The sequence below is a fragment of the Maridesulfovibrio sp. genome, from assembly GCF_963676065.1.
In the GTDB taxonomy this organism is placed as follows: Bacteria; Desulfobacterota; Desulfovibrionia; order Desulfovibrionales; family Desulfovibrionaceae; genus Maridesulfovibrio.
Genome location: NZ_OY780933.1, coordinates 2546237 through 2568318, shown reverse-complemented (window position 1 = coordinate 2568318; position 22082 = coordinate 2546237). Strand labels below are relative to the sequence as shown.

22 protein-coding genes are annotated in these 22082 nt (G+C 46.7%); 12 read left to right on the top strand and 10 right to left on the bottom strand.

Annotated elements, in window-relative coordinates; genetic code table 11:
• Positions 1 to 3 precede the first annotated feature (3 nt).
• From nuoK to ACKU35_RS11415, 9 genes are all read right to left on the bottom strand, one after another.
• Positions 4 to 312, bottom strand: coding sequence for an NADH-quinone oxidoreductase subunit NuoK (gene nuoK, locus ACKU35_RS11455; RefSeq protein WP_319759352.1), 309 nt, complete (start codon positions 310 to 312; stop codon positions 4 to 6).
• A complete protein-coding gene (locus tag ACKU35_RS11450) occupies positions 312 to 827 on the bottom strand; it encodes an NADH-quinone oxidoreductase subunit J (protein WP_319759351.1) in 516 nt (171 codons plus the stop codon). Before ACKU35_RS11450 ends, nuoK begins: the two co-directional genes overlap by 1 nt.
• The gene (locus ACKU35_RS11445; protein WP_319759350.1) at positions 824 to 1414 is read right to left on the bottom strand and encodes a 4Fe-4S binding protein; all 591 of its coding nucleotides are present in this window, start codon (positions 1412 to 1414) and stop codon (positions 824 to 826) included. The genes ACKU35_RS11450 and ACKU35_RS11445 overlap by 4 nt, the downstream gene beginning before the upstream one ends.
• 10 nt (positions 1415 to 1424) lie before the next feature.
• Complete coding sequence (gene nuoH, locus ACKU35_RS11440; RefSeq protein WP_319759349.1) at positions 1425 to 2393, bottom strand: NADH-quinone oxidoreductase subunit NuoH; 969 nt, start codon at positions 2391 to 2393, stop codon at positions 1425 to 1427.
• 13 nt (positions 2394 to 2406) lie between these two features.
• Positions 2407 to 3558: an NADH-quinone oxidoreductase subunit D gene (locus ACKU35_RS11435; protein ID WP_319759348.1), complete on the bottom strand. Its 1152-nt coding sequence runs from the start codon at positions 3556 to 3558 to the stop codon at positions 2407 to 2409.
• Complete coding sequence (locus tag ACKU35_RS11430; protein WP_319759347.1) at positions 3555 to 4103, bottom strand: NADH-quinone oxidoreductase subunit C; 549 nt, start codon at positions 4101 to 4103, stop codon at positions 3555 to 3557. The genes ACKU35_RS11435 and ACKU35_RS11430 overlap by 4 nt, the downstream gene beginning before the upstream one ends.
• Positions 4100 to 4603 (bottom strand): NADH-quinone oxidoreductase subunit NuoB, encoded by a 504-nt coding sequence (locus tag ACKU35_RS11425; RefSeq protein WP_319765393.1) that lies wholly within the window; start codon positions 4601 to 4603, stop codon positions 4100 to 4102. Before ACKU35_RS11425 ends, ACKU35_RS11430 begins: the two co-directional genes overlap by 4 nt.
• A 14-nt stretch (positions 4604 to 4617) precedes the next feature.
• Positions 4618 to 4995 (bottom strand): NADH-quinone oxidoreductase subunit A, encoded by a 378-nt coding sequence (locus tag ACKU35_RS11420; protein ID WP_319759346.1) that lies wholly within the window; start codon positions 4993 to 4995, stop codon positions 4618 to 4620.
• Between the two features lie 555 nt (positions 4996 to 5550).
• Positions 5551 to 6870 (bottom strand): diguanylate cyclase domain-containing protein, encoded by a 1320-nt coding sequence (locus ACKU35_RS11415; protein WP_319759345.1) that lies wholly within the window; start codon positions 6868 to 6870, stop codon positions 5551 to 5553.
• A gap of 638 nt (positions 6871 to 7508) precedes the next feature.
• Between ACKU35_RS11415 and ACKU35_RS11410 the strand changes: the two genes are divergently transcribed.
• From ACKU35_RS11410 to ACKU35_RS11355, 12 genes are all read left to right on the top strand, one after another.
• Positions 7509 to 7922: a GtrA family protein gene (locus ACKU35_RS11410; RefSeq protein ID WP_319759344.1), complete on the top strand. Its 414-nt coding sequence runs from the start codon at positions 7509 to 7511 to the stop codon at positions 7920 to 7922.
• Positions 7923 to 7964: 42 nt separating this feature from the next.
• The gene (locus tag ACKU35_RS11405; RefSeq protein WP_319759343.1) at positions 7965 to 8420 is read left to right on the top strand and encodes a YkgJ family cysteine cluster protein; all 456 of its coding nucleotides are present in this window, start codon (positions 7965 to 7967) and stop codon (positions 8418 to 8420) included.
• A gap of 147 nt (positions 8421 to 8567) precedes the next feature.
• On the top strand, positions 8568 to 8963 hold the full coding sequence (locus ACKU35_RS11400) for an OsmC family protein (RefSeq protein WP_319759342.1): 396 nt from the start codon (positions 8568 to 8570) through the stop codon (positions 8961 to 8963).
• Between the two features lie 151 nt (positions 8964 to 9114).
• Positions 9115 to 9507 carry a cupin domain-containing protein gene (locus ACKU35_RS11395; RefSeq protein WP_319759341.1) on the top strand — a complete coding sequence of 131 codons (393 nt, stop codon included), beginning with the start codon at positions 9115 to 9117 and terminating at the stop codon, positions 9505 to 9507.
• A gap of 10 nt (positions 9508 to 9517) precedes the next feature.
• The gene (locus ACKU35_RS11390) at positions 9518 to 10354 is read left to right on the top strand and encodes an AraC family transcriptional regulator (protein ID WP_319759340.1); all 837 of its coding nucleotides are present in this window, start codon (positions 9518 to 9520) and stop codon (positions 10352 to 10354) included.
• Between the two features lie 162 nt (positions 10355 to 10516).
• Positions 10517 to 10828: an iron-sulfur cluster biosynthesis family protein gene (locus ACKU35_RS11385; protein ID WP_319759339.1), complete on the top strand. Its 312-nt coding sequence runs from the start codon at positions 10517 to 10519 to the stop codon at positions 10826 to 10828.
• Between the two features lie 96 nt (positions 10829 to 10924).
• Positions 10925 to 13129, top strand: coding sequence for a transglutaminase domain-containing protein (locus ACKU35_RS11380; protein WP_319759338.1), 2205 nt, complete (start codon positions 10925 to 10927; stop codon positions 13127 to 13129).
• A gap of 85 nt (positions 13130 to 13214) precedes the next feature.
• Positions 13215 to 16337, top strand: coding sequence for an EAL domain-containing protein (locus tag ACKU35_RS11375; RefSeq protein ID WP_319759337.1), 3123 nt, complete (start codon positions 13215 to 13217; stop codon positions 16335 to 16337).
• A gap of 95 nt (positions 16338 to 16432) precedes the next feature.
• Positions 16433 to 16912: an acetolactate synthase small subunit gene (ilvN, locus tag ACKU35_RS11370; protein WP_319759336.1), complete on the top strand. Its 480-nt coding sequence runs from the start codon at positions 16433 to 16435 to the stop codon at positions 16910 to 16912.
• A 61-nt stretch (positions 16913 to 16973) separates the two neighbouring features.
• Entirely contained in the window at positions 16974 to 17885 is a 912-nt protein-coding gene (locus ACKU35_RS11365) for a phosphate acyltransferase (RefSeq protein ID WP_319765391.1), read from the top strand.
• Between the two features lie 31 nt (positions 17886 to 17916).
• Positions 17917 to 18675: a transporter substrate-binding domain-containing protein gene (locus ACKU35_RS11360; RefSeq protein WP_319759335.1), complete on the top strand. Its 759-nt coding sequence runs from the start codon at positions 17917 to 17919 to the stop codon at positions 18673 to 18675.
• Between the two features lie 264 nt (positions 18676 to 18939).
• Positions 18940 to 20649, top strand: coding sequence for a bacteriohemerythrin (locus tag ACKU35_RS11355; RefSeq protein ID WP_319759334.1), 1710 nt, complete (start codon positions 18940 to 18942; stop codon positions 20647 to 20649).
• 91 nt (positions 20650 to 20740) lie between these two features.
• Here the strand turns inward: ACKU35_RS11355 and ACKU35_RS11350 are convergent, their stop codons facing one another.
• The gene (locus ACKU35_RS11350) at positions 20741 to 21925 is read right to left on the bottom strand and encodes a PLP-dependent aminotransferase family protein (RefSeq protein WP_319759333.1); all 1185 of its coding nucleotides are present in this window, start codon (positions 21923 to 21925) and stop codon (positions 20741 to 20743) included.
• Positions 21926 to 22082 lie beyond the last annotated feature (157 nt).

The following is a 22082-nucleotide window of genomic DNA, read 5'->3' as shown; positions in this document are numbered from 1 at the left end:
CGGTTACCCTTTCAACCTTGTTATTGCGTCGGTCTCAACGGTTTTAAACCGTTTTGCCACCACAATGATTATTGCCAGCACAAGGGTCGCTTCAGCAGCGGCCAGCCCCATAACGAAGAGTGTGGCGATCTGTCCCACAGCGCTTCCAGCTTCGGTAAGCTGTGAGGCGGCAACAATGGACAGCCCCGCACCATTGAGCATCAGCTCAACGGATATGAGCATACCCACCAGCGATTTACGCCAGACAATCCCATATAGGCCGATAGCCAGCAGCAGAAGTGCCACCATTTGATACATTAAAAGAGGGCTCATTATGCTTTACCTCCTTTCTTTTCAAAAGCCAGCAGAACAGCTCCGGCCATGGCTGCCAGTAGAACAACCGAGATCAACTCGAAAGCCACCGGAAAGTCTTCCAGGAGCCCCTTACCGATATGAACCAGCGGAACCTCAACTGGCAGATGAATGGAAGCAGGCTGGAATTTGACCAGAATGAATCCAATCACGAAAACCGGAGCAATAAAAGTCAGAGCCGACAGTGCGGACTTACCCGGCCTGCGACTTCCGGATTCCACACCGTGGGCATCCGCCTGCGTAAGCATAATGGCAAAGAAAATAAGTACACATACCGCCCCCACGTAGATGAGAATCTGCATAAAGGCCATAAACGGTGCGGCCATGAGCATATACATCCCGGCAACCCCGAGCAGCGAGGCAATAAGCCCTACCATGGCCCGGACCAGACTGTGCGCTCCCACGGCAATACACCCGCCGCCGAGAATAAGCAGCGTGTAGACAGCAAAAGCGATTTTAGCGAGCGTTTCCATCATGATTCCGTCCTCACCTCTTTTTCAGCCTTTTCAGCTTCAACATTCTTCGGGGATTCCGCTGCCTTTTCCGCCTGTCCGGCCAGTCTGGCCAGCAGATCCATTTTAAGCTCCTTGCGGTCAGTCACAGTCAGGTACACATTTGATGAATATCTGAGTGATTTTGCAGGACAGTTTTCAACACATGATCCGCACAGCGAACAAAGTGAAAAGTCATACAAAAATTTAGCAGGCTCTTTGGGAGCCTTGGGTTTCTTGACCTTTTCGCCCCGCTCTTCCGCTTCCTTCATAGCCTGCAGTTCAGCTTCGGTAGGCTTGGGAGCCTTAGACTTGACCACGGTAATGCATTTACTCGGGCAGGCCGTGACACACATCATGCACGAAATACATTTCGGCTTGGCCGGGTCTTTGGGTTTACCGATCAGTTCGAGCGGTCCCCGGAACCCTTCAAGCTGCCCGGAAGTAACAGTTTCACGCGGGTAATGAAGGGTCACGTTTTTATCGACAAAGTTTTTCCCCGTGACCTTAAGCCCCACAATGAGGGACCACAGAGATGACAAGTCATCCCATATTTTTTTTAGTGCACTCATCTTCCGCCCCCTAAATCTTCATCACAAAAGCGGTTATAAATAAATTTATCAGAGCCAAGGGCATGAGCCATTTCCAATTGATATTCAGAAGCTGGTCGAACCGCACACGGGGATAAGTCCAGCGCAGCCAGATCATAACCAACAGCAGGGTGTAAACCTTGGCAAGGAACCACCAGGCGCCGTCAAAAAAAGGTCCATGCCAGCCACCCAGAAAAAGGGCCGCGGCAACAGAACAGACAACGATCATGTTGGCGTATTCAGCAAGGAAGAAAAGCCCAAATCCCATACCTGAATATTCAGTATGAAAACCGGCGGTCAATTCACTTTCCGCTTCAGGAAGGTCAAAGGGAGCGCGGTTGGTCTCACCCAGAGCACTTATGAAATAAATGATAAAGGCCAGCGGCTGTATAAATGCATTCCATTGCCACGGCCATCCACCCTGCCCCTCAACAATAGTGCTAAGGTTCAAGGTTCCGGTCATAAAAGCGATGGTCAACACCGAGAGCAACAGCGGGATTTCATATGCAACAGACTGTGCCACAGCCCTTGCCGCGCCGAGAATCCCCCATTTGTTGTTAGACCCCCACCCCGCCAGACAAAGGGCGAGAACATTCAGGCCCGCGAATGCCAGTATCAGCAACAGACCGAGATCCATTTCCATACCGGTTGCAACCGGACCGAACGGGATCGGCATAAAAAGCAGAAGCACCGGCAGGAAAGAAAGCACCGGAGCCATCCAGAAAAGAAGCTTATCCGCACCCTTGGGGGTGAAAAGCTGTTTACCTATTAATTTAACGGCGTCGGCCAGCGGCTGCAGCAGCCCCTGCGGACCCACTTCGTAAGGACCGGGTCTGCGCTGTACGAATCCTGCAACTTTACGTTCAAGATAGACCAGCACCAGCCCGTTCAAGCCCACAAAGGCGGCAATTGCCACCAGAGCGATGAGCAATTTAACGAGTTCTACAGGAATTTGAGACATAAAAAGCTCCTGACTACCTGTCGATTTCCGGGATTACCATGTCCAGACTGCCGAGAATGGCAACCGCATCAGCCAGCATTGTCCCTTTTGCACATTCCGCGAAGAGGGAAAGGTTGGAAAATCCCGGGGCGCGCAGTTTAATACGGTACGGAGTTTTACTTCCGTCACTGACTATATGGATTCCTACCTTGCCGCGAGCGCCTTCAGTGCTGAAGTACACTTCGCCCGCCGGAGCCTTCCATGTTGGCTTGGGAGCTTTTTTGATGATGTGCTCGCCTTCCGGAATCTGCTCCAGAGCCTGTTCCACAATGTTCAGACTCTGCTCGATCTCTTCCATACGCACCATGTATCGGGCCATGGCGTCAGCTTCATAATAAACCGGCACCTTCCAATCAAAACGATCATAGATGGAATAGGGTTCGGCTTTGCGGGTATCATGTTCAACGCCCGCGCCACGGATCAGAGGACCGGTCGCGCCGTAGCGGTTACACATATCCACATCCATATAACCTATTTCTTCGATACGTTTACGCAAAATGATATTGTCGGTGACCAGATCTTTATACATGGGCATCCGATCGCGCAGCCGCTTTATGAAAGCGGTGCAGTCATCCGCAAAGCTGTCATCAAGATCATGAACAACTCCGCCAAAACGGAAGTTACTATAGGTCAGCCTTGCCCCGGTAGCTTTCTGCATCATGTCCATCATGATTTCACGATCATCAAAACCGTACATGATAGGAGTAAATGCTCCGAGGTCCAACAGATAAGCGCCCCACCAGAGCAGATGCGAGGAGATACGGTTCAATTCAGTAAGAATTACCCGGATATACTCCGCACGTTCAGGCACTTCTATTCCGGCCAGTTTCTCCACCGCGCATACGTAGGCATGGTTCCATGCCAGCGGATGCAGATAGTCCACCCGACCCATATTGGGGATGAATTGGACCCAGCTTTTTACCTCGGCCATTTTTTCATGCATACGGTGCAGATAGCCCAGAACAGGCTCGGCACGCACTATGTATTCGCCGTCAAGCTCAAGGATAACCCGCAGGACACCGTGGGTGGAAGGATGCTGCGGCCCCATGTTCAGAATCATGGTGTTGTCATCCGCACCCTTCTCAAAATGGTTGGTGTAAAAATCACCTTCAGGAAATGTGTTCATGATGCTGCCTCCTCTTCCGCTTCCGGCTGCTCTTCATCAAAGAGGGTAAATCCCTCTCCTTTAAAAAGAGTCTCACCGGGATTAAGAATATCCCGCAGGGGTTTCCGGCTCTTTTCGTCCTTGAGCAGCACCCCGTTCGGAGTTTCCGGGTCAAGCAGCAAAGGCAGCAGATTGGGATGCCCGGAAAACTTCAGTCCATGAAAGTCGAAGCACTCGCGTTCATGCCAGTCCGCACCCTGATATATTGATGCGATAGACGGCAGCTCAGCCTCATCACGACAGACCAGCACCCGGTGCGCAATGCGACCAGGTTTGGTGAAATGGGCATAGTGATATGAGACCAGAAAACCTTCCGCCACATCCAGCACATCGATACTTTCAAGGTGGTAAGCCTGACTGAGCATAGCCTCCGCCGCCTGCATAATGTCATCAGACATGAGGAAGACGTTCATGGTTACCCCGGAAGTTTCTGCGTTTGCCTTACAGACCATAAGCGGGGTTACCGGAAGACTTAGTTGACCGTCCATTTTATTGCTCGCCATCATCTGGCACGCTCCTTTTCTAAATCTTCGGGCACGGGCCACCAACGTTTACCGGTGACCTTTTCCTGAATCTGGAAAAGACCTTCGAGCAGGGCTTCGGGACGGGGCGGGCATCCGGGAACGTAGACATCAACAGGAATGAGGTTATCTACACCCTCTACAATCCCGTACTGTCCCTTGAACTTGAAAGGACCGCCGGAGATGGCACAGTTACCCAGCGCCAGCACCCACTTTGGAGCAGGCATCTGCTCGTATAGACGAACAACAGCAGGCGCCATTTTCTTGGTTACCGTCCCGGCAACAATCATCAAGTCGGCCTGACGTGCCGAGGGACGGAAAACCTCCGCCCCAAAACGAGCCATATCGAATCGAGCCATCCCTACCGCCATCATCTCAATTGCACAGCAGGCCAGACCGAAAGTCATGGGCCAGAGCGACATCGAACGGCAGATATTCATGGCGTCTTCGGCAAGTTCGAGACGGACGATACCGTCCTCGACCATATGCCCGCCGGGAGTCAGGAGATCTTTCTCGGCCATGTGAAAACTCCTTTTTTCCAGAAATAAATAATTGCGATAGCGAGTACAGACAGGAATCCGGCAACCTCAACAAAGTAAAACATACCTTCGGTTTGTGGATACCAGACGGAAACCGGGAAAAGATAGAGGACGTCTACGTCAAAGGCTAGAAACAACAAGGCATAAACATAATAGCTGATGCCGAACTGATTCCATGCCCTGCCGTGGGGCCTCATACCGCACTCAAAAGCCATGCCCATATCCCCGCCTTTGGCACGTGGAGCAACGAGGGCGGACAAAATAAGAGGCCCTCCCGCAAAGAGAAGTCCCCCTATCAAAAACATAAAGATGGCAAACTGAAGCCAACTGAAAACCATTCTCGCACCTCTCTTATGTTTTGAAAATTAGTAACACGGAACAACCACTAAACAAAATTAAATCAAATTGCAAAACCCAATTAGAGAAAGTCTAAAAATATTTGACTAAATTATATTCCACCGGCTTATTCCTGTGTCAAGGAGACTTGCCACATTTAGCCGTTATCCGAACTGTTAAATCATGTTAGTTAAATTTTGCACAATCGGTTTAACTATAAATACAGTCTGTTAAAAACGATTGAGGTAAGTAAATTTATTTTTCGGCATACTAATAACACAATTTTCAGCAGACACAATAGCGCACATAAAAATTATTACGACACACAAAGATTCAGGCCCTCTAAAAGCACAGCACACAAGGAATATGATCAATTAATATATTTCACAAAGCCGATAATTTATTAATGTAGTATCAAATTGACACAATGCTGACATATAACATTCATACAACTATAATCAGCTGATAAAAAAAGGTGTTTCTACCTTAAAGCGGTAGAAACACCTTCAACTCGAATTCAATGCGGGCAAAAAAGATACAGCCTTTTTTTCACCTAATCAGGCTTCCCCGGAGTAAAAACAATATTTTTTGTCAGGTTTTTCTTTAACCAGATACATTGCCGAGTCGGCTTTTTTTACCAACTCTTCAGCACAGCATCCGTTTTCGGGGTAAAGACTGATACCTATGGACGCCCCTACAGAACAGCAGATATCGTCAAACCTGAAAGGTTTATCAAGACAGTTGATAAATTCTTCTGCAACATGGGCAATGTTTTCCTTGTCCGATGGACGCTCCAGTAGAACGCAGAATTCATCACCGCCCAGCCGGGCAAAAGTATCTGACGATCTCAATCTTGATTTAAACCGTGATGCCACTTTCCCGAGCAGCATATCACCGATATGATGTCCGTACAGATCGTTCACCTGCTTGAAGTCATTTAGATCGATAAAAAGAAGCGCGAGTTTTTCCCGGTAACGCCCGGCATTGGAAATGGATTTCGCCAGACGATCAAAGAAAAGATAACGGTTCGGGATTCCGGTCAGGGCATCTAGAGTGGCCTTTTTCTGCAATTCCAGTTCACATAGCTTGCGCTTGGTAATATCCTCTACCACGCCCTCAATATAAAATTCACCACCCTCTTCAAACAAACGACAGCTTTCCGAAATCCAGATGATTGAACCGTCCTTGCGTTTAAAACGCAATTCATAATCGGTGAGGGATTTTTCCTTCATCAGTTTTTTAAGGAAAGCCCGCCGTTCATCGGGATCCTTATAAAGAGTGCTCGTGTGCAATTTTTCCACGGCCTCTTCAGTAGAATCGTATCCCAAGATACGCGCAAGAGCCGGATTAACCGCCTCAAAGTCGCCATCAAAAGTGGAGCGAAATATCCCCTCAACTGCTCGTTCAAAGATATTACGGTACTTTTCCTCGGCAGTACGCAGAGCCCTCTCGGTCTTGATGCGCTGCTCTATCTCCCTTTCCAGCCGGTCTTTTTGTCTTTTCAACTCCAAAAAAATCCCAACCTTAGCCCGTAACGTAGACGGATCAATAGGTTGGGTCAGAAAATCAACAGCTCCGGCCTGATATCCCAGGCGGGCATAAGCAGGTTCTTTATAGATCGCGGTCAAAAAGATAATCGGAGTCAGCCGGCATGCGACTATTCCCTTTATGATGCGGGCAGTTTCATAGCCATCCATTCCCGGCATCTGGACATCAAGCAAGATAAGAGCGAAATCATTTTTCTGACAAAGCTCTACCGCCTCTTCCCCATTCAGGGCAGAGTACAGTTCTGCTCCTTCCTCTTTCAACAGTTTTTTCAGGAGGGTAAGATTAACGGCATTGTCATCTACCAACAATATTTTCAGACCATCTTCCATGAATCAATCCATTAATACAAAATCAAATTTTATAAAACATAAAAAAAAAATTATCATACAAATTAACCTCAAATAACTTGTTTCCGTACATAAGAGCGGTTTAACCAAAGATTATTTCAGCAACATGCCTATCCACAGAACTTTATCAGAACCTTCCTTCTTCTTTTCCAGACCAAGACGTTAAACATATCAAATAGGCATGAATTATATATTAGACATATAGAATGCCGTTCCATATAAACGAATCAAAGAGTGGCTGTGTGAAGGCACTACCGCTAAGATCTTGTAAAATACAGGCCGATATATTTTCCGCCTTATTAAATAAATTTTAATTTCATTTTTGTTCATCAGAGAACAGACACCCTTTCTTCCAGACGGCAAAAGGGAGGTTTGGCGCAACCTGACCCGAACGCCGCAAGCCCCGCTGACGAGGATTTCACCCCCTCAATAGCGGGGCCTTTCTTTTTGTTGCCGCAAGATTACAAATGGGTCACCTTTTCCAATCAGGCTTGACTTTTTATGCTTGAACGGGCCTTCTGCCACTAACGGATATTTGGTCCGACCTCAGGGTCTCCCGGCAGAGACACTAATAATAATTTTCACTCTGATCAAAAAAACGAACCCTCAGGAAAATAAAAATGATGCCGTTTGACTACAGGGCACTCGCTCGCTTCCTGCGTTACACCTGCGTCGGAGGCGGTACTTTTACTCTGGATCTGAGCATGCTCTGCCTGTTCACAGAAATATTTGACCTACCTACTGTTTTTTCAGCCGGTCTGGCTTTTTTAATCGCGGTTTCGCTAAATTATTTCATCAGCCGCAAGATTGTTTTTAAAGGGACATCGCGCGAAATCAAGCAGGGATACATAGGTTTCCTGATTATAGCCGGAACAGGACTGGTGATAGTGAGCGGGGGAATGTACTTAATGGTTGATCGCTTCAGGTGGCAGTATCTCATTTCGCGAATTCTGGTATCTCTGATTACCGGAGTATGGAACTACCTGCTTAATCTGCATATAAATTTTAAAGTAGCCGGAAAACCATTCACTTAGGTTGGCCTTGATTTCCTCTGAATTGCGGATTAATTTTCCCGGATGTCTTTTTTAGATTACATACGCCTGCAATACCGCAAATGGCAGTTAAAAAAGAAACGGCAGACAGTTGTCATCCGCGGCTCTTGCCAAATGTGCGGGCAATGCTGCCGGGGTATATGTATATCGGTGGGCGGCAAGTGGCTGAAAAGGGAACGAGCTTTTGTAAAGGCCGCGACTGAAGACACATCATTGTTACGCTTTAAGATCTTCGGAAAAACCGAAGAAGGCTATCTCAAATTTTCATGCACAAGCCTCAATGAAAACGGCACCTGCAGCGATTATGAGAATAGACCGCAGCTATGCCGCAGCTTTCCGGCTCCATCAATTTTCATGCAGTTCGGAGAGCTTCCCAAAGGTTGCGGATTCCGCATGTCCACGGAAATTGATTTCGAACAGGTATTAAAAGAAGCTATGGATAACAAAGAAGAGATCAGTGCCGGACATATACCGGACTAAAAACGACCTCTCAAGGACTTAATTTCCCATTATTTTCGCGTTTTTCTTCTCCCTAAGCATTGATTTTTTCTGGACTTAAGCGCTAACTTGACATGACTGCTCACGCAGTAAGTTTTTTATCAATATATATGGTGGATTGGAGTCATAATGATCAATGAAATAAAAATTGAGTTTGGTGAAGGGAAAAAACTTTCGGCCGTCAACGATGATTTCCGCATAGACGCAGACATGCCGGTAAATGAAGGCGGAGAAGGTTCAGCTCCTGACCCAATGCAACTTTTTCTGGCATCTCTTGGAACATGCGCTGCGCATTACACCCGTAAATTCTGTGAGACCAGATCACTGTCTTTGGAAGGATTGGAGCTTAAACTCAGATATCAATATAATGATGAAGGTACCCAGATCAGTAAATTCACATACGAATTGACTATTCCGGAAAACTTTCCGGAAAAATACAAAGCCGCCCTGCTCCGCGCGCTTGATCTCTGCCCGATCAAAAAACTGCTGTTGAATCCTCCCTCCTTCCAGCTCGAAATAGTTTAGCTGAAATCCAGATTCCGCATAAAGCGGGCAAGAAACTTCTTGCCCGCTTTTTTATATCAAACGAAGATTCACAAGATCGTACAATACCTTCCCTCCGTACCCGCATATAAGTCAGAAAACGACAAACAATTCTGACCCAATGGAGGACAAAATGACACCTGTTGAATTTTCCGCACTTGCAACTAACGGCACAATTAAAACCATCAACGAAACCATTAATTGTGCAGACCTTGCGTGGAACCCTCACGCAGCCTTTGAGGGAGTCTACCTGAAACACCTTGTTACCGGCGATAAAACAGACGGGCAAATCAGTTGCCATATTGTCCGTGTTGATCCCGGTTGCACCCTTGAAACGCACGTTCATGAAAATCAGTGGGAAATGCATGAAGTTATCGAGGGTTCAGGCGATGCCACATTGAGCGAGAGCAGCACCCCCTACCATCCCGGCAAATCGGCCATAATCCCCAAAGGTGAGAAGCATAGCGTAAAGGCCGGAGATGACGGATTGATAATGCTTGCCAAGTTTTTTCCGGCTTTGATATAAGCGGATACGCATGAAAACAAAAAAAGCAAAACTGATCTTCCATGAACCGGAAGGACTGCCGGACACCACACTGGTTGAAGCATACGGCATCAGCAACCGTTTCCCGCGGCATGTCCACACCAGTTATATTTTCATTCTGGTTGATCAGGGTGAACGCAGGCTGAATATCAATTCCACTGCACTTACTTATAAAGCCGGGGAGCTGTGCATACTGCCCCCCGGCATTCCTCACAGCTGTGCATCATCCTGCGAAAAAGACTCACTGCAACATGCATACAGAGCCATATGCGTTAATACCCGGTACATGCAGAAACTTACCGCCGAAATCTGCGACAGACCATGCCGCGAGCCTGATTTTAATCCTGCCGTTATCTATAAAGATTATGACCGCGCATCATTTGATGAATTATTTGCCCTGATCAATATCCCGGGAACAGGACTGGAAAAACAGGCCGCGCTTAATTCATTCCTATATCATATTATAGAAGAGCACAGCCGGGGCGAAATAATCACGCAAAAGACAGGCCCTCAGCATGAGGCCCTGCAAAGGGTTAAAAATTTCATCGACCATAATTTTCAGCAGAAAATCACCCTGCACGACCTGGCGGAAACAGCCTGTCTCAGCCCCTTCCATCTGCAAAAGCTGTTTGTCGGCAAATATGGAAGATCACCACAGGAATACCTCATTTTCCGCCGTGTGCAGGAAGCACGCGCACTTATCGAAAACAGAACTACTATTATTGATGCCGCACTGAAATCCGGCTTCTCCGACCAAAGTCACTTCTCAAGACACTTCAAAAAAATTATCGGAATTTCACCCGGCCAATTTTTTCAGGAAAACGGATAACACCCGGCAACGGACAGATGTCTGGATTAATAGAACTGACCTATACAAAAATAATTTAATTCAAAACATAATAAATAGTGAATGTTTTTTCAGCAAAGTCTGTTGACTTACATTCCATGAGAGCTATTCTTTTAGAAAGCCAACCTCAAAAGGAGAGAATTAATGCTTAAGATCACAGAAAAAGCAAAAGAAGTTCTTGATCAGCACTTTGAAGGAAAAGAAAAAGAAACTGTTCGCATATACCTAGCTTCCGCATGCAGCGGAACCCGCCTGGCGCTCGGAATTGATTCCGCAAAAGACGGTGACGAAACAATTAACCTCGAAGGTTATGACTTTGTCGTAGACAAAGAACTTTTGGAACAGGCAAAACCCATGGTTATCGACCTGACTCCCATGGGAATCGAGATTTCCTCTTCCCTCGTACTGGAAGAAGCCCAGGGAAGCTGCGGCAGCTGCTGCGGCGGTTGCGGCTGATCATCCGCTACGATACCTACCATTCGAAAAAAAAGACCGGGACCTACGTGTTCCGGTCTTTTTACATGAATAAGACTATATGATAGATCAGTACCGATGCTGCCTATCAATATAACTAAAAATACTTTACCGGCCATTCTGCTCTGCATATGCCTGTGCGGATGTTCAACCGTCAATTATCAAAACCGACTTTCCCCTTATTCCGATTCCATCAAAACCATACTCGAAACTTCGGGCAGCAACCGTGCTGAACTGAACAAATTCCTAAAGAAATATGAAGGCATGCCTGAGAAGCAGCAAGCGGCACAATTTATTGTCGCCAACCTGCCACCCTCGGACCGGGCAGGACTCTCGTCCGATGAACTGGCTGAGAACCTCGACTACGCCTTTCTGACCCGGGAATCCACGAGTTGGGGGCGAAACATCTCATGGAACGATTTTTTAAATTACGTGCTGCCCCACCGGGTCAGTCAGGAAAAAACATCCTGCTGGCGCAAAAAATTTTACAATGAACTCCTGCCGCTGGTCTCCGAATGCGCATCCATGGAAGAAGCGGTCCTGAAGATAAACCGCTGGTGTTTTTCCAAAACAGGATTCAAATCCACCCAGCGCTGGGATCAGAACCCGCAAATGACCATCAACAGAGGATGGGGAAGATGCGAAGAAGCGGTAATTCTGACAGTATGCGCCCTCAGAAGTGTGGGCATTCCCGCCCGGCAGGCCATGGTGCCGGCATGGCAGCATTCCAATGACAACCATACATGGACGGAAGTGCAGGTAGACGGGAAATGGCATTACATCGAATCCGCAAATCCTGATTACGGTCTGGACCATGCATGGTTCAGCGGATCGGCACGCAGGGCCCCTCTTGTTGTTTCCTACGCATACGGTAACGCGGTTTCACCGGATTATCCGGTACTGGGGCGTCCTTTCGGATGCACCCTGATCAATACAACCTCCCGCTATGCCCCGGCCGACAAAACCGAGATCCTGGTACTCGATTCCAAAGGCACACCCCTGCCCGATACAAAAATATTTATATCTGTGTTCAATTACGCATCTTTCGTGCCTGTTGCGGTAAAAACCACAAACCAGAACGGAAAAGCCGAAGTTACACTCGGTCCCGGATCAGTGCTTATTTCTGCTGCTGATGGAGAGGACTCTGCATTTGTCGGCTCTATCTGGATTCCCGGAGAACAGCCCGGACGCGACAACATCATTTTAAAGCTGAAACCAGACAACACCCCAAGCGGGACAATATCTTTCCGCTTTAATTATAATGATAAGCAGCAACTCCCGACTCCGCCTAAGAACTCAGAGGGAGCGCGCAAAGCCGAGTTTGATTCTTTAAGGGAACTGCGGTTGCAAAATATCAGTGCCATGAAAAAAGCAGCCGAACAATTCTCTCCTGATTATGCCGCTTACATAGTTAAAGCAGGCCTGAATACACCGCAGGTACAAAGAGCCGTTTCCGCCTGTCCGAAAAAAAATCTGCCTTCACTCCTGAAATCCATATCCACCATGGCTACGGCTGACCTGCTGACAGTCACAGCTGAAGAACTTGCAGAGAACGCCGTCATAGCCGATGCGGCTCGAAGACAGGCAGAGGCAAACGGTCTTAAATACACTGATGCCATATTCCAGCAGTATGTGCTCAGCCCCCGGATAATGTATGAACAACAAAGTAAATGGCGCCAAAAATTACATGATGAATTCCAAATGGGGCAAACCGGCAAACTGACAAATGTACTGCGTAGACTGAGTGAAATAAATAAGGACATTTCGTCAGTACCGCGCGGACCGTTAGGCGATACACTAACCCCGGTAGAAGTCATGGACACCCGCACGGCTTCCACTTCTTCAGAAATATGTATTTTCAATACTGCGGTATTGCGCAGCGCAGGTATTCCAGCAAGGTACCTCGATGAGCAACAGTGGATTGAGTTCTTTGACGGCAAAAAATGGCAGCCTTTCTATCCACAAAACCCGAGCCAAACAGGAAATCTGAATGCGACAGATGACAGCAGATCATTTTATTCCTCTTGGACAAATTTTAAATTTAAATTTACCGCAGGCAAAAATCAAAATATAACACCGCAATACTTTAAAGATTTTTCAATTTCCAAACTTATAAATAAAAGCAGATTTCAACTCGTTGAAAAAACAGTTCAAGGCAAAATGGACAACCATTCCAAAGAATGGGAAATCAGCATTCCTGAAGGTGATTACTTTTTGATACAAGTAATAAGAAATAAAAAGAATGAGCCTACGATATCTGTCTATAAAATAAAAAAAGAATAGTGCGTTAAAGGAAATCTGTTATTTTCATCAAAGCTTTAACACTCTGCTTGCAAGCAAACGATTAATAAAGTATCCCTTTTTTACGATGCACGAATTGCTGGAAAAACAACTGAAAGAGACATTTGGAGACCAGTCGGCAGAACTGGACGTCGAATTGCTTGAGTTCATTAAGCTGGTTGAAAAAACATACTCCGGCCTTGATGCATCTACTCTTATACCCCATTCCCCCGCAGTATCAATTATACAATTTCTCCCTGACCCGGCCTTTATTATCAACAAAGCCGGAGTGGTCGTTGCTTGGAATCCCGCTGTTGAAGCCCTGACCGGAGTCCCCGCGGATATGGTAATCGGTAAGGCGAACTTTGAACACATCAAAATAATCCACGGCAAAAGAACCCCCGGTCTGATTGATGTTGTCAACGGCTGTGATGAAATCGGGGAGATCGAATACAGTGCTATCAGCCGCCACGGAAGGGCCCTGACTGCTGAAATATGCATACAGAATCTGGGAAACCGCAAAAGCACCAATCTATGGCTCCAGGCCTCTCCTATACAAGACGAAAATGGAAAGACCATCGGGGCGATTGAATCCCTTCGCGATATTTCGGCAAGAAAGCAGACTGAAAACATCAACCTGATACTGTACAAAATTTCATCCGCACTGAATTCAGGTGCAGACACCCCCGTTTTCATCCAGCAGGTCCATGAAAATCTCAAGCCTTTTATCGATGCTGAAAATTTCTTTGTCGCACTCTTTGACGAAGAAGAAATGAATCTGAATTTCCCGTATTACGCGGATGAAAAAGATTTCATATCCCCGAACGAAAGAATTTCCGTTGTTAACGGTAAAAGCCTTAGCGTTGAAGTCATCAAAGCCGGGCATCCTCTTTTACTTGATGAAACTGACTTCAGTGACCGCAGAACAAACCAGATCAACCACATCGGCTCTCCAGCCAAGTCGTGGCTTGGTGTGCCCTTGAAATCTGGCGATAAGATTATCGGAGTTATGGCTATCCAGTCTTACAAACAGGCAGGAGTGTACTCTTCAAAAGACGTAGACCTCATGGTTGCCATCTCCGAACAGGTCGCAGCATCATTGCAAAGACGCCAGGCAGAAACGGCATTACTGGAAAGCGAAAAAAAATTCCGTTCAATTTTCGAGAACGCCACCGTTGCCATTTTTCAGAGTTCCGCAGCAGGACGACTGACTGTCGCCAATCCCGCACTGGCGGCGATAATGGGTTATGATGATGTAGACGAGATGCTGGCCGATAACGACCGGGCTTCAAGGTTTATTCACAGCCGGGAAGGACGGCAGAAATTCCTGAGCAGGCTGCTTATTGACGGCTCGGTAAACGGAATGCTGCTTAGGGTTAATCACCGATATGGTGAAGAAAAATGGGTTACCATCAACGCCCGCACATCCTATGATAAAAACGGCAGACCCGTACTCTACACCGGCACCGCTTTTGATTCCACGCTTGAAATCGTAGCCGAGCGTAAAATTTTCAGGCATAAATCGCGGTTCATGCAGCTTTTTGAAAGCTCTCCGCAGGCTATCGCCCTGACTGACTCCAAAGGGAACGTGGTAGATACCAACCGGGCCTTTACGAAACTCTTCGGATACAGCACCAACGAAGTCGCTCCCTGCTGCAAAAATCTGACCCCGAACAGCAGAGAAAGACTGAAGTCCAACCTGCAAAAAATACTGAAAGGAGAGACCTACCGTACGGAGGACCTGCGCAGACACAAAAACGGTAAGCTGATTCCGGTCTCTATTCTCGGTTACCCTTTCATATATAATGATGAAATTTCAGGAACCTTCATAATTTACGACGATATTTCACAGCGCAAAGAATACGAACGCCGACTTTCCTACCAGTCTCTGCATGATTCCCTGACCGGACTTCCCAACCGCACATTCTTCCTTGACCGTCTGGACGCAACATTGGATATATCGCGCAATATCCCGGAAAGAAGCTTCGCTGTCCTTATGCTTGATATCGACATGTTCAAGCGCATCAATGACAGCCTTGGACATCAGGCCGGGGACGAACTGCTGATTGAAGTGGGTAAAAGGCTTAAAAAATGTCTGCGCCCAGTGGACACTGTCGCCAGAATGGGCGGCGACGAATTTGCAGTCCTGATAGATGATTTTTCCACTCCGCAAGAGGTAATCCAGATAATCCGCAACATCCGTAATGAAATCCGCAAGCCTGTCGATATTTCATCTCAGGAAGTTGTTATCAGCTCCAGCATAGGCATTGTTTTCAAAACCGCCAGTTATGAACACCCCGAACATATTTTACGTGATGCCGACATCAGTATGTACAAGGCCAAAGAACAAGGGGTTAACAAATTCAAGGTATTCAATAAGAGTATGTACGAGAAGGCACTGCAAAGCCTGCTCATTGAAACCGAAATAAGGCACGGCATACCGGAACGGGAATTTTTCCCCTACTTCCAGCCGGTATACAGCTTACAGAACCGCAATCTCGCCGGGTTCGAAGCTCTTGTTCGCTGGAACCATCCGGACCGAGGATTCCTTACTCCGGCCCACATCATCCCCGTGGCCGAAGAGACTGGGCTGATTGTCGAACTTGACCGGAGCATACTTTATGAAGCCTGCAGGGTTATGGCCTCATGGATCACAAATTTCTCCAACGCCGACGATCTGTTTTTAGCTGTGAATCTCTCACCCAGCCAGCTTTCCAAACCCGATCTCGCCGATGCGATTCAGACAATAATTCATGAGACAAATTTTCCTCCCGAATGCCTAAAACTTGAAATCACTGAATCCGCTATCATGGAACGCAACGCATCTTCTTCCCTGAATCTTAAAAAAATAGGAGAAATGGGCATCAGGCTGGCCGTTGATGATTTCGGAACGGGCTATTCGTCACTGGCCCAGTTACAACGTTTCCCGGCCTCCACCGTAAAAATAGACCGTTCATTTGTGAGCCACATGGCCGACGATCACGAATCCCTTGAAATTGTCCGCGCTGTAAACGCTCTGGGACACAGCCTGAGTATGGACGTCATCGCCGAGGGTGTTGAAACAAGACAGCAGCTTATCCTGCTCAAAGAAATCGGCTGTGATTATGTACAAGGATTCTACTTTGACAAACCCCAAACCATGGACGATGCGAAAAATCTGGTAAAAATGCGTTCAGAAGGCTTTTGTCCTCCGGGACTTACATCAATATAACAACATCCCTCCCTCCTCTTCTCTATCCCCCGACTTGTTAGTGAACTGTTTTGCGTGTATATTTCGAAAAAAGATTATTTTTTTCGGGAGTAAACATGAAACACACAATATCCGCACTGGTCCGAAACAAGACCGGAGTTCTAGCCGAGTCTTCAGCTGCTTTTCAAGACAATAAAATCAACATCACCTCCATTTCATGCGGTGAAACTGAAGATATGGACGTATCACGCATGGTCATCTGTGCAGAGGGCAGCAAGGAAGAAATCACTAAAGTAACCGAACAGCTCAAAGCCATGGATTTCGTTATCCAGCTTGATGACCTCGCGCGCAAAGAATTTGTTGACCGCGAGCTCGTGCTGATCAAAGTTGAAGTCGACAAAGACACCATGTCTCAAATCATGCAGATTTTTGAAGTTTTCCGTGCAGATGTTGTCGGGATGGGCCAGAAAACCATTACAGTGGAACTGAGCGGAGATCAGGAACGAGTTGAGGGACTCATTAAAATCCTCAAACCATTCGGCATCAAAAGCCTGTGCCGAACAGGCATGATCGCGCTCAAACGCGGAGATGAATAGCACGCATTACGAGACAAAAGCGAATTTAACCTGAATATCCATATCTGAGAAAGGTATGCCCATGACAATAACATCACTTGATGAAATCATTTCCGCAGTCCGCAATCATTCGCGCCCAGCCAGAGTCGCAATAGCCCCGTGCGCTGAAGAATTTGTAATCCGCTCTGCCCTCACCGCGCATAAAGAAGGTATCGCCGACCCCGTTTTCATTGGCAATCTGGAAAAATCACTATCCGTCGCCGCAGAACATGGCTTGAATATAGACGGTTTTGAATTTCACGAAGAGAATGATGATGTTGAAGCCGTTGCAACAGCTGTAGCCATGTTTAAAGAAGGCAAAACGGACCTCATTATGAAGGGACTGGTCAGCACCAGTGTAGTGCTCAAAGCAATACTAAATAAGCAGACAGGAGTTCCACCTAAAGGGATTATCAGTCATGTCACAGTATTTGAGGCTTCTTCGCGGCAAAGGCTGATCCTTCTTACCGATGCCGGAGTGAACATAAAACCCAACCTGCAACGCAAGGCGGATATTCTTCGGAACGCCATCGACGTTGCCCGCAAGCTGGGAATACAAAGACCAAAAGCGGCCATACTCGCGGCAACGGAAAAGGTAAACTATCCGGCTATGCCGGCCACTCTCGATGCGGATATCCTGGCCAAAATGGGCGCGGAAGACGCCTTCGGGGAAGCCGATGTAGTTGGTCCGCTGGCCCTTGACCTCGCAATCTCGCAGACTGCCGCAAACTGCAAGGGCATAGATAATCCTGTAGCCGGAAACGCGGACATCCTGCTGACTCCTGAAATCGAAAGTGGTAACATTCTTTACAAGGCTCTGGCTACCATTGCCAATAAAACAATGGCCAGCGTTGTAGTTGGCAGCGATGTACCGATTGTTGTTTCGTCAAGAGGCGACTCTGACAGCTCAAAATTCCATTCCATCGCACTGGCCTGCTACCTTGCTGAAAACTAAAGTTATTATGCTTAAACGAAAGGCGTAAAATATGAAAAAAGTAATCGCGGGATTTATAATTACCATGTTACTCATCCCGACCTGCGCCTTTACCAAAGAACTTATATTTGCCACTGACCCGTTCCCTCCGTTTTATTATCAGGAAGCTGGAATGGTTAAAGGACTGCAATACGAACTCGCAAATATAATTTTCGGCAAAATGCAAACCAGATTCAGAATTGTTTTTGTTCCCTGGAAAAGAGCTTTAATGATGGCAGAATCAAAAATGGTGGACGGTGTTTTCGGGCTACGCAAAACAGCAGAGAGGGAACGGTGGATAAGCTATCCCGAAGAACCGCTGATGGAAGTCAACACCGTAATATTCAAGCGCAAAGGTGACCCGTTTAACTACACCGGAATTCCTTCACTAAAAGGAAAGATTGTCGGTGTGACTAAAGGATATACCTACGGAAATGAATTTGATGAAAGCGATATTTTTTTAAAGGAAGAAGTTGTTAACCTGAGGCATAATTTCCTGAAACTGCTGGCTGGAAGAATCGATCTGGTGGCAGCATACCGAACCGTGGGCTTTCATGTTCTGAAAAAATTGGACCTGCAGGATAGGATCGAGGTTTGTCCCGTCACAATACACGTAACCCCCCTCTATGTAGGATTTTCAAAAACCCCTGGAAACGGAGCTATCTGTAAGGAATTTTCCCGTATTCTAAAAATTTTTAAAAATTCAGATGAGTGTAAGGAAACAATGCAGCGCCTCGGGGCTACTACTGAAGTAATTTCACCCTGCCGGTAACCGGTTTTGCTTTGTCACTTTGAATACGACATTGCTTAAAAAGAAAATTATCTTGCTTAGTTAAACAAATCCAAGAGGCAGACATATTGTCTTCAGGCAAAAATATTTAACAAATCGACACTCAATTTTAATACATACTCATAAATTACATTATGATTTATTTTCATAGATTTATTTTAAGGATACGTACTTGCCTAGTAAGCACTTTCTACTCTATATGATAGGTAATAAACAAATAAATAATTTCTCGTAAAAGGAGAAAACATGTCGGCTAAGATAAAACTTGTTATTTCAATTACTATAATTTTTCTGATGACCGCGGCTTCGGTTACAACTGCCGCTCTTTCGCCGGAAGCAGGCTTTTCCATTCAACAGGTAATATTCCTTTGCGTCGCCATTGTAGCAACAACGACAGCCTTTATTTCACTTAATTCAGGATGTTATGGACAGGCAAAAATCCTGAGCAATTATCTTATAGAACTGACAAAGGGCAAAACATCCACACCCGAGAATCTTGATAGCGCACTCACGGACACGGCCCAGAAATCAGCAAAAGCTGTAAATGAACTTACTGTAAAACATGAAAAAGCTGTAGAAGAATCCAAAAGACTGCGCAGTCAGGCAAATTCCGCTGAAGCAGAAAATGAAAAGATCAACAAACAGGTCTCCGAGATGAAAGAAACTCTCGAAGCCATTACCAAATCAGCCAGCAACGCGGGCGGTATCTCAGGTAAACTTTTTGCCGGGATTGAGGAGCTTAGTGCTCAGGTCAATCAGGTAAACGCAGGTATGGAACTGCAAAGGGATCGCGTGACTGAAACAGCTACCGCTATGGAAGAAATGAATAGCACGGTTCTTGAGGTTGCCCAGAATGCAAGCCTTGCAGCCACCAGCTCCGCTCAGTCCAAAGAAAACGCCGTTAAGGGGGCGCAAGGAGTAACGGACGCAATCCAGTCTTTTGAACAGATCAAAGACACTATCTTAAATCTTAAAGGAACCATGGGAACACTCGGTGAACAGGCCGATAGCATCGGTCAGATCATGACCGTAATTACCGACATCGCCGACCAGACCAACCTGCTGGCCCTTAACGCGGCAATTGAAGCTGCCCGGGCAGGTGAAGCAGGACGAGGATTCGCAGTGGTTGCAGACGAAGTACGCAAGCTTGCGGAAAAAACCATGGACGCAACCAAAGGCGTAGGTGAAGCGGTTTCCAAAATTCAGGATAATGCCCGCGAAAACATCGCCGCTGTAGATTCCGCAGCTGAAGACATAGTTAATTCCACCGAGTCCGCCGCCAAATCAGGTGAACTCATGGAAGCCATCGTGGGAATCGTGGACGAGACCAACACACAGGTTGAATCCATCGCTACCGCATCAGAAGAACAATCCGCAGCATCCGAAGAAATCAATATGGCCATCAGCGATGTGGCCCGTGTAGCCTCTGAAACTTCTGATGGTATGGCCGCATCCGCTCAGGCATTAACTGAAATCTCAAGCGTAGTGGAAGAACTGGACTCCATCGTACAAGGTATATCATCCGGTAGAATTGTGGATACCAGTTCCGGTAGAATCGTCGAATGGTCTGACGATCTCTCGGTCCATGTCCGCACCATTGATGAGCACCACATGGTGCTGCTTGATCTGATCAATGAACTTTACGGGGCCATGCGTCAACGTAAGGCCGGGGAAGTAATCGGTGAAGTTGCAGAAAGGCTCCTTGAATACACTATTTACCACTTCGGATACGAAGAAAAAATATTCGACAAACACGGCTACCCGGAAGCCGGTCCTCACAAGAAACTGCATAAAATTTTTATCGACAAGATTGCGGACTTCAGGGACGATGTTAATGCCGGCAAAGTTACTGCCTCCAACGACATCATCCGCTTCCTCAAAGACTGGCTCATCAAGCATATCATGGTGGTCGATAGCAAATACACCGACTTCATGCACGAGCACGGATATCACTAATAACCACCTATCTTTGACAAATAAAACGGCCCTGACGCAGATGCATCAGGGCCGTTTTTTATTTACTTCAGGCTACGGGATAAATTTATGATTAGCTCATAAAATCCTTAATTCCGGCACCAAGCCGCTTAATGCCCTCTTCAATATGTTCTTCATCAGAATTTGAAAAGTTAAGACGGAAGGTATTCTCACCACTGCCGTCCACATAAAAAGGACGTCCCGGAACAAAAGCAACTTTATTTTTAATGGCTTCATCAAAAAGATCCATGGAAGACATTCCTTCCGGCAGAGTGCCCCAGAGGAACATGCCTCCTTCAGGACGAGTTACTTCAACCTCGGCAGGGAAATACTCATCAATAGCCCGGACCATGGCCGCACGCTGGTTTCCGTACCTTTCACGAATTTTCTCGATATGATTATCCAGCGGATTATCGGTCACGTACCGGTGCATGACCCGCTGTGCAAAGGTGCTTGTATGCAGATCCGAAGCCTGTTTGGCAATTATCAGCTTATCCCTAATTTCACCGGGACAGACCATCCAGCCAAGACGGAATCCGGGAGCGGCGACCTTGGAAAAAGAACCGAGCAGAATACCGTTTTCTTCAAGATATCCGCGTACGATGGGCTTTTGAAATTCTCCCATAAAACGAAGCTCACCGTAAGGATCGTCTTCAACAAAAAGAACTGAACGGTCTTTAAGGATTTTCGCAACCCCGGCTCTTTTTTCAGCACCATAGGTCAAACCTGAAGGGTTTTGAAAATTAGTAACGGCATAAAACATTTTTACTTCATTCTCATCCAGCACCCTTTCCAGCTCGGATAAGTCGGGGCCGTCCGATTCAAGACCTACAGTAAGAAAATTTGCCTGAAAAATAGAAAAAGACTGGATCGCCCCAAGATATCCGGGACGCTCGATAAGCACGTTATCACCGGCATTGAGAAAGACCTTGCCCAGCAGATCAAGACACTGCTGTGAACCGGCCGTAATCAAAATTTCATCAGCGTCTACATCAATACCCTTGTTCGTACGGTAGCGGTCAGCAATGAATTGCCGAAGGGGGAGAAAACCTTCCGTAGTGGAATACTGCATGGATTGCGGTCCGCTTTCACGCAGGACATTAACAGCGGCTTTCTCTAATTCAGGCACCGGAAAAAGTTCGGGATTAGGTAGTCCTCCGGCGAAAGAAATGATGGATTCATCTTCAGTAACTTTCAGAATTTCACGGATAAACGACCTATGCACAGTGGACATGCGGTCAGCAAATTTAACAGGCATATGAGCCTCCTTGAGAATATGTGATACCGAAATAAGAGATAAAGAATCACGCTACTGTAGAAGAACAGTAGTTTTTCGGCAGTTCGTTGCTTATGTCAGGGATGAAATAAATGAAATGCGAACGCTGTATTGGATTAAAGCATACTGATTTTCGATT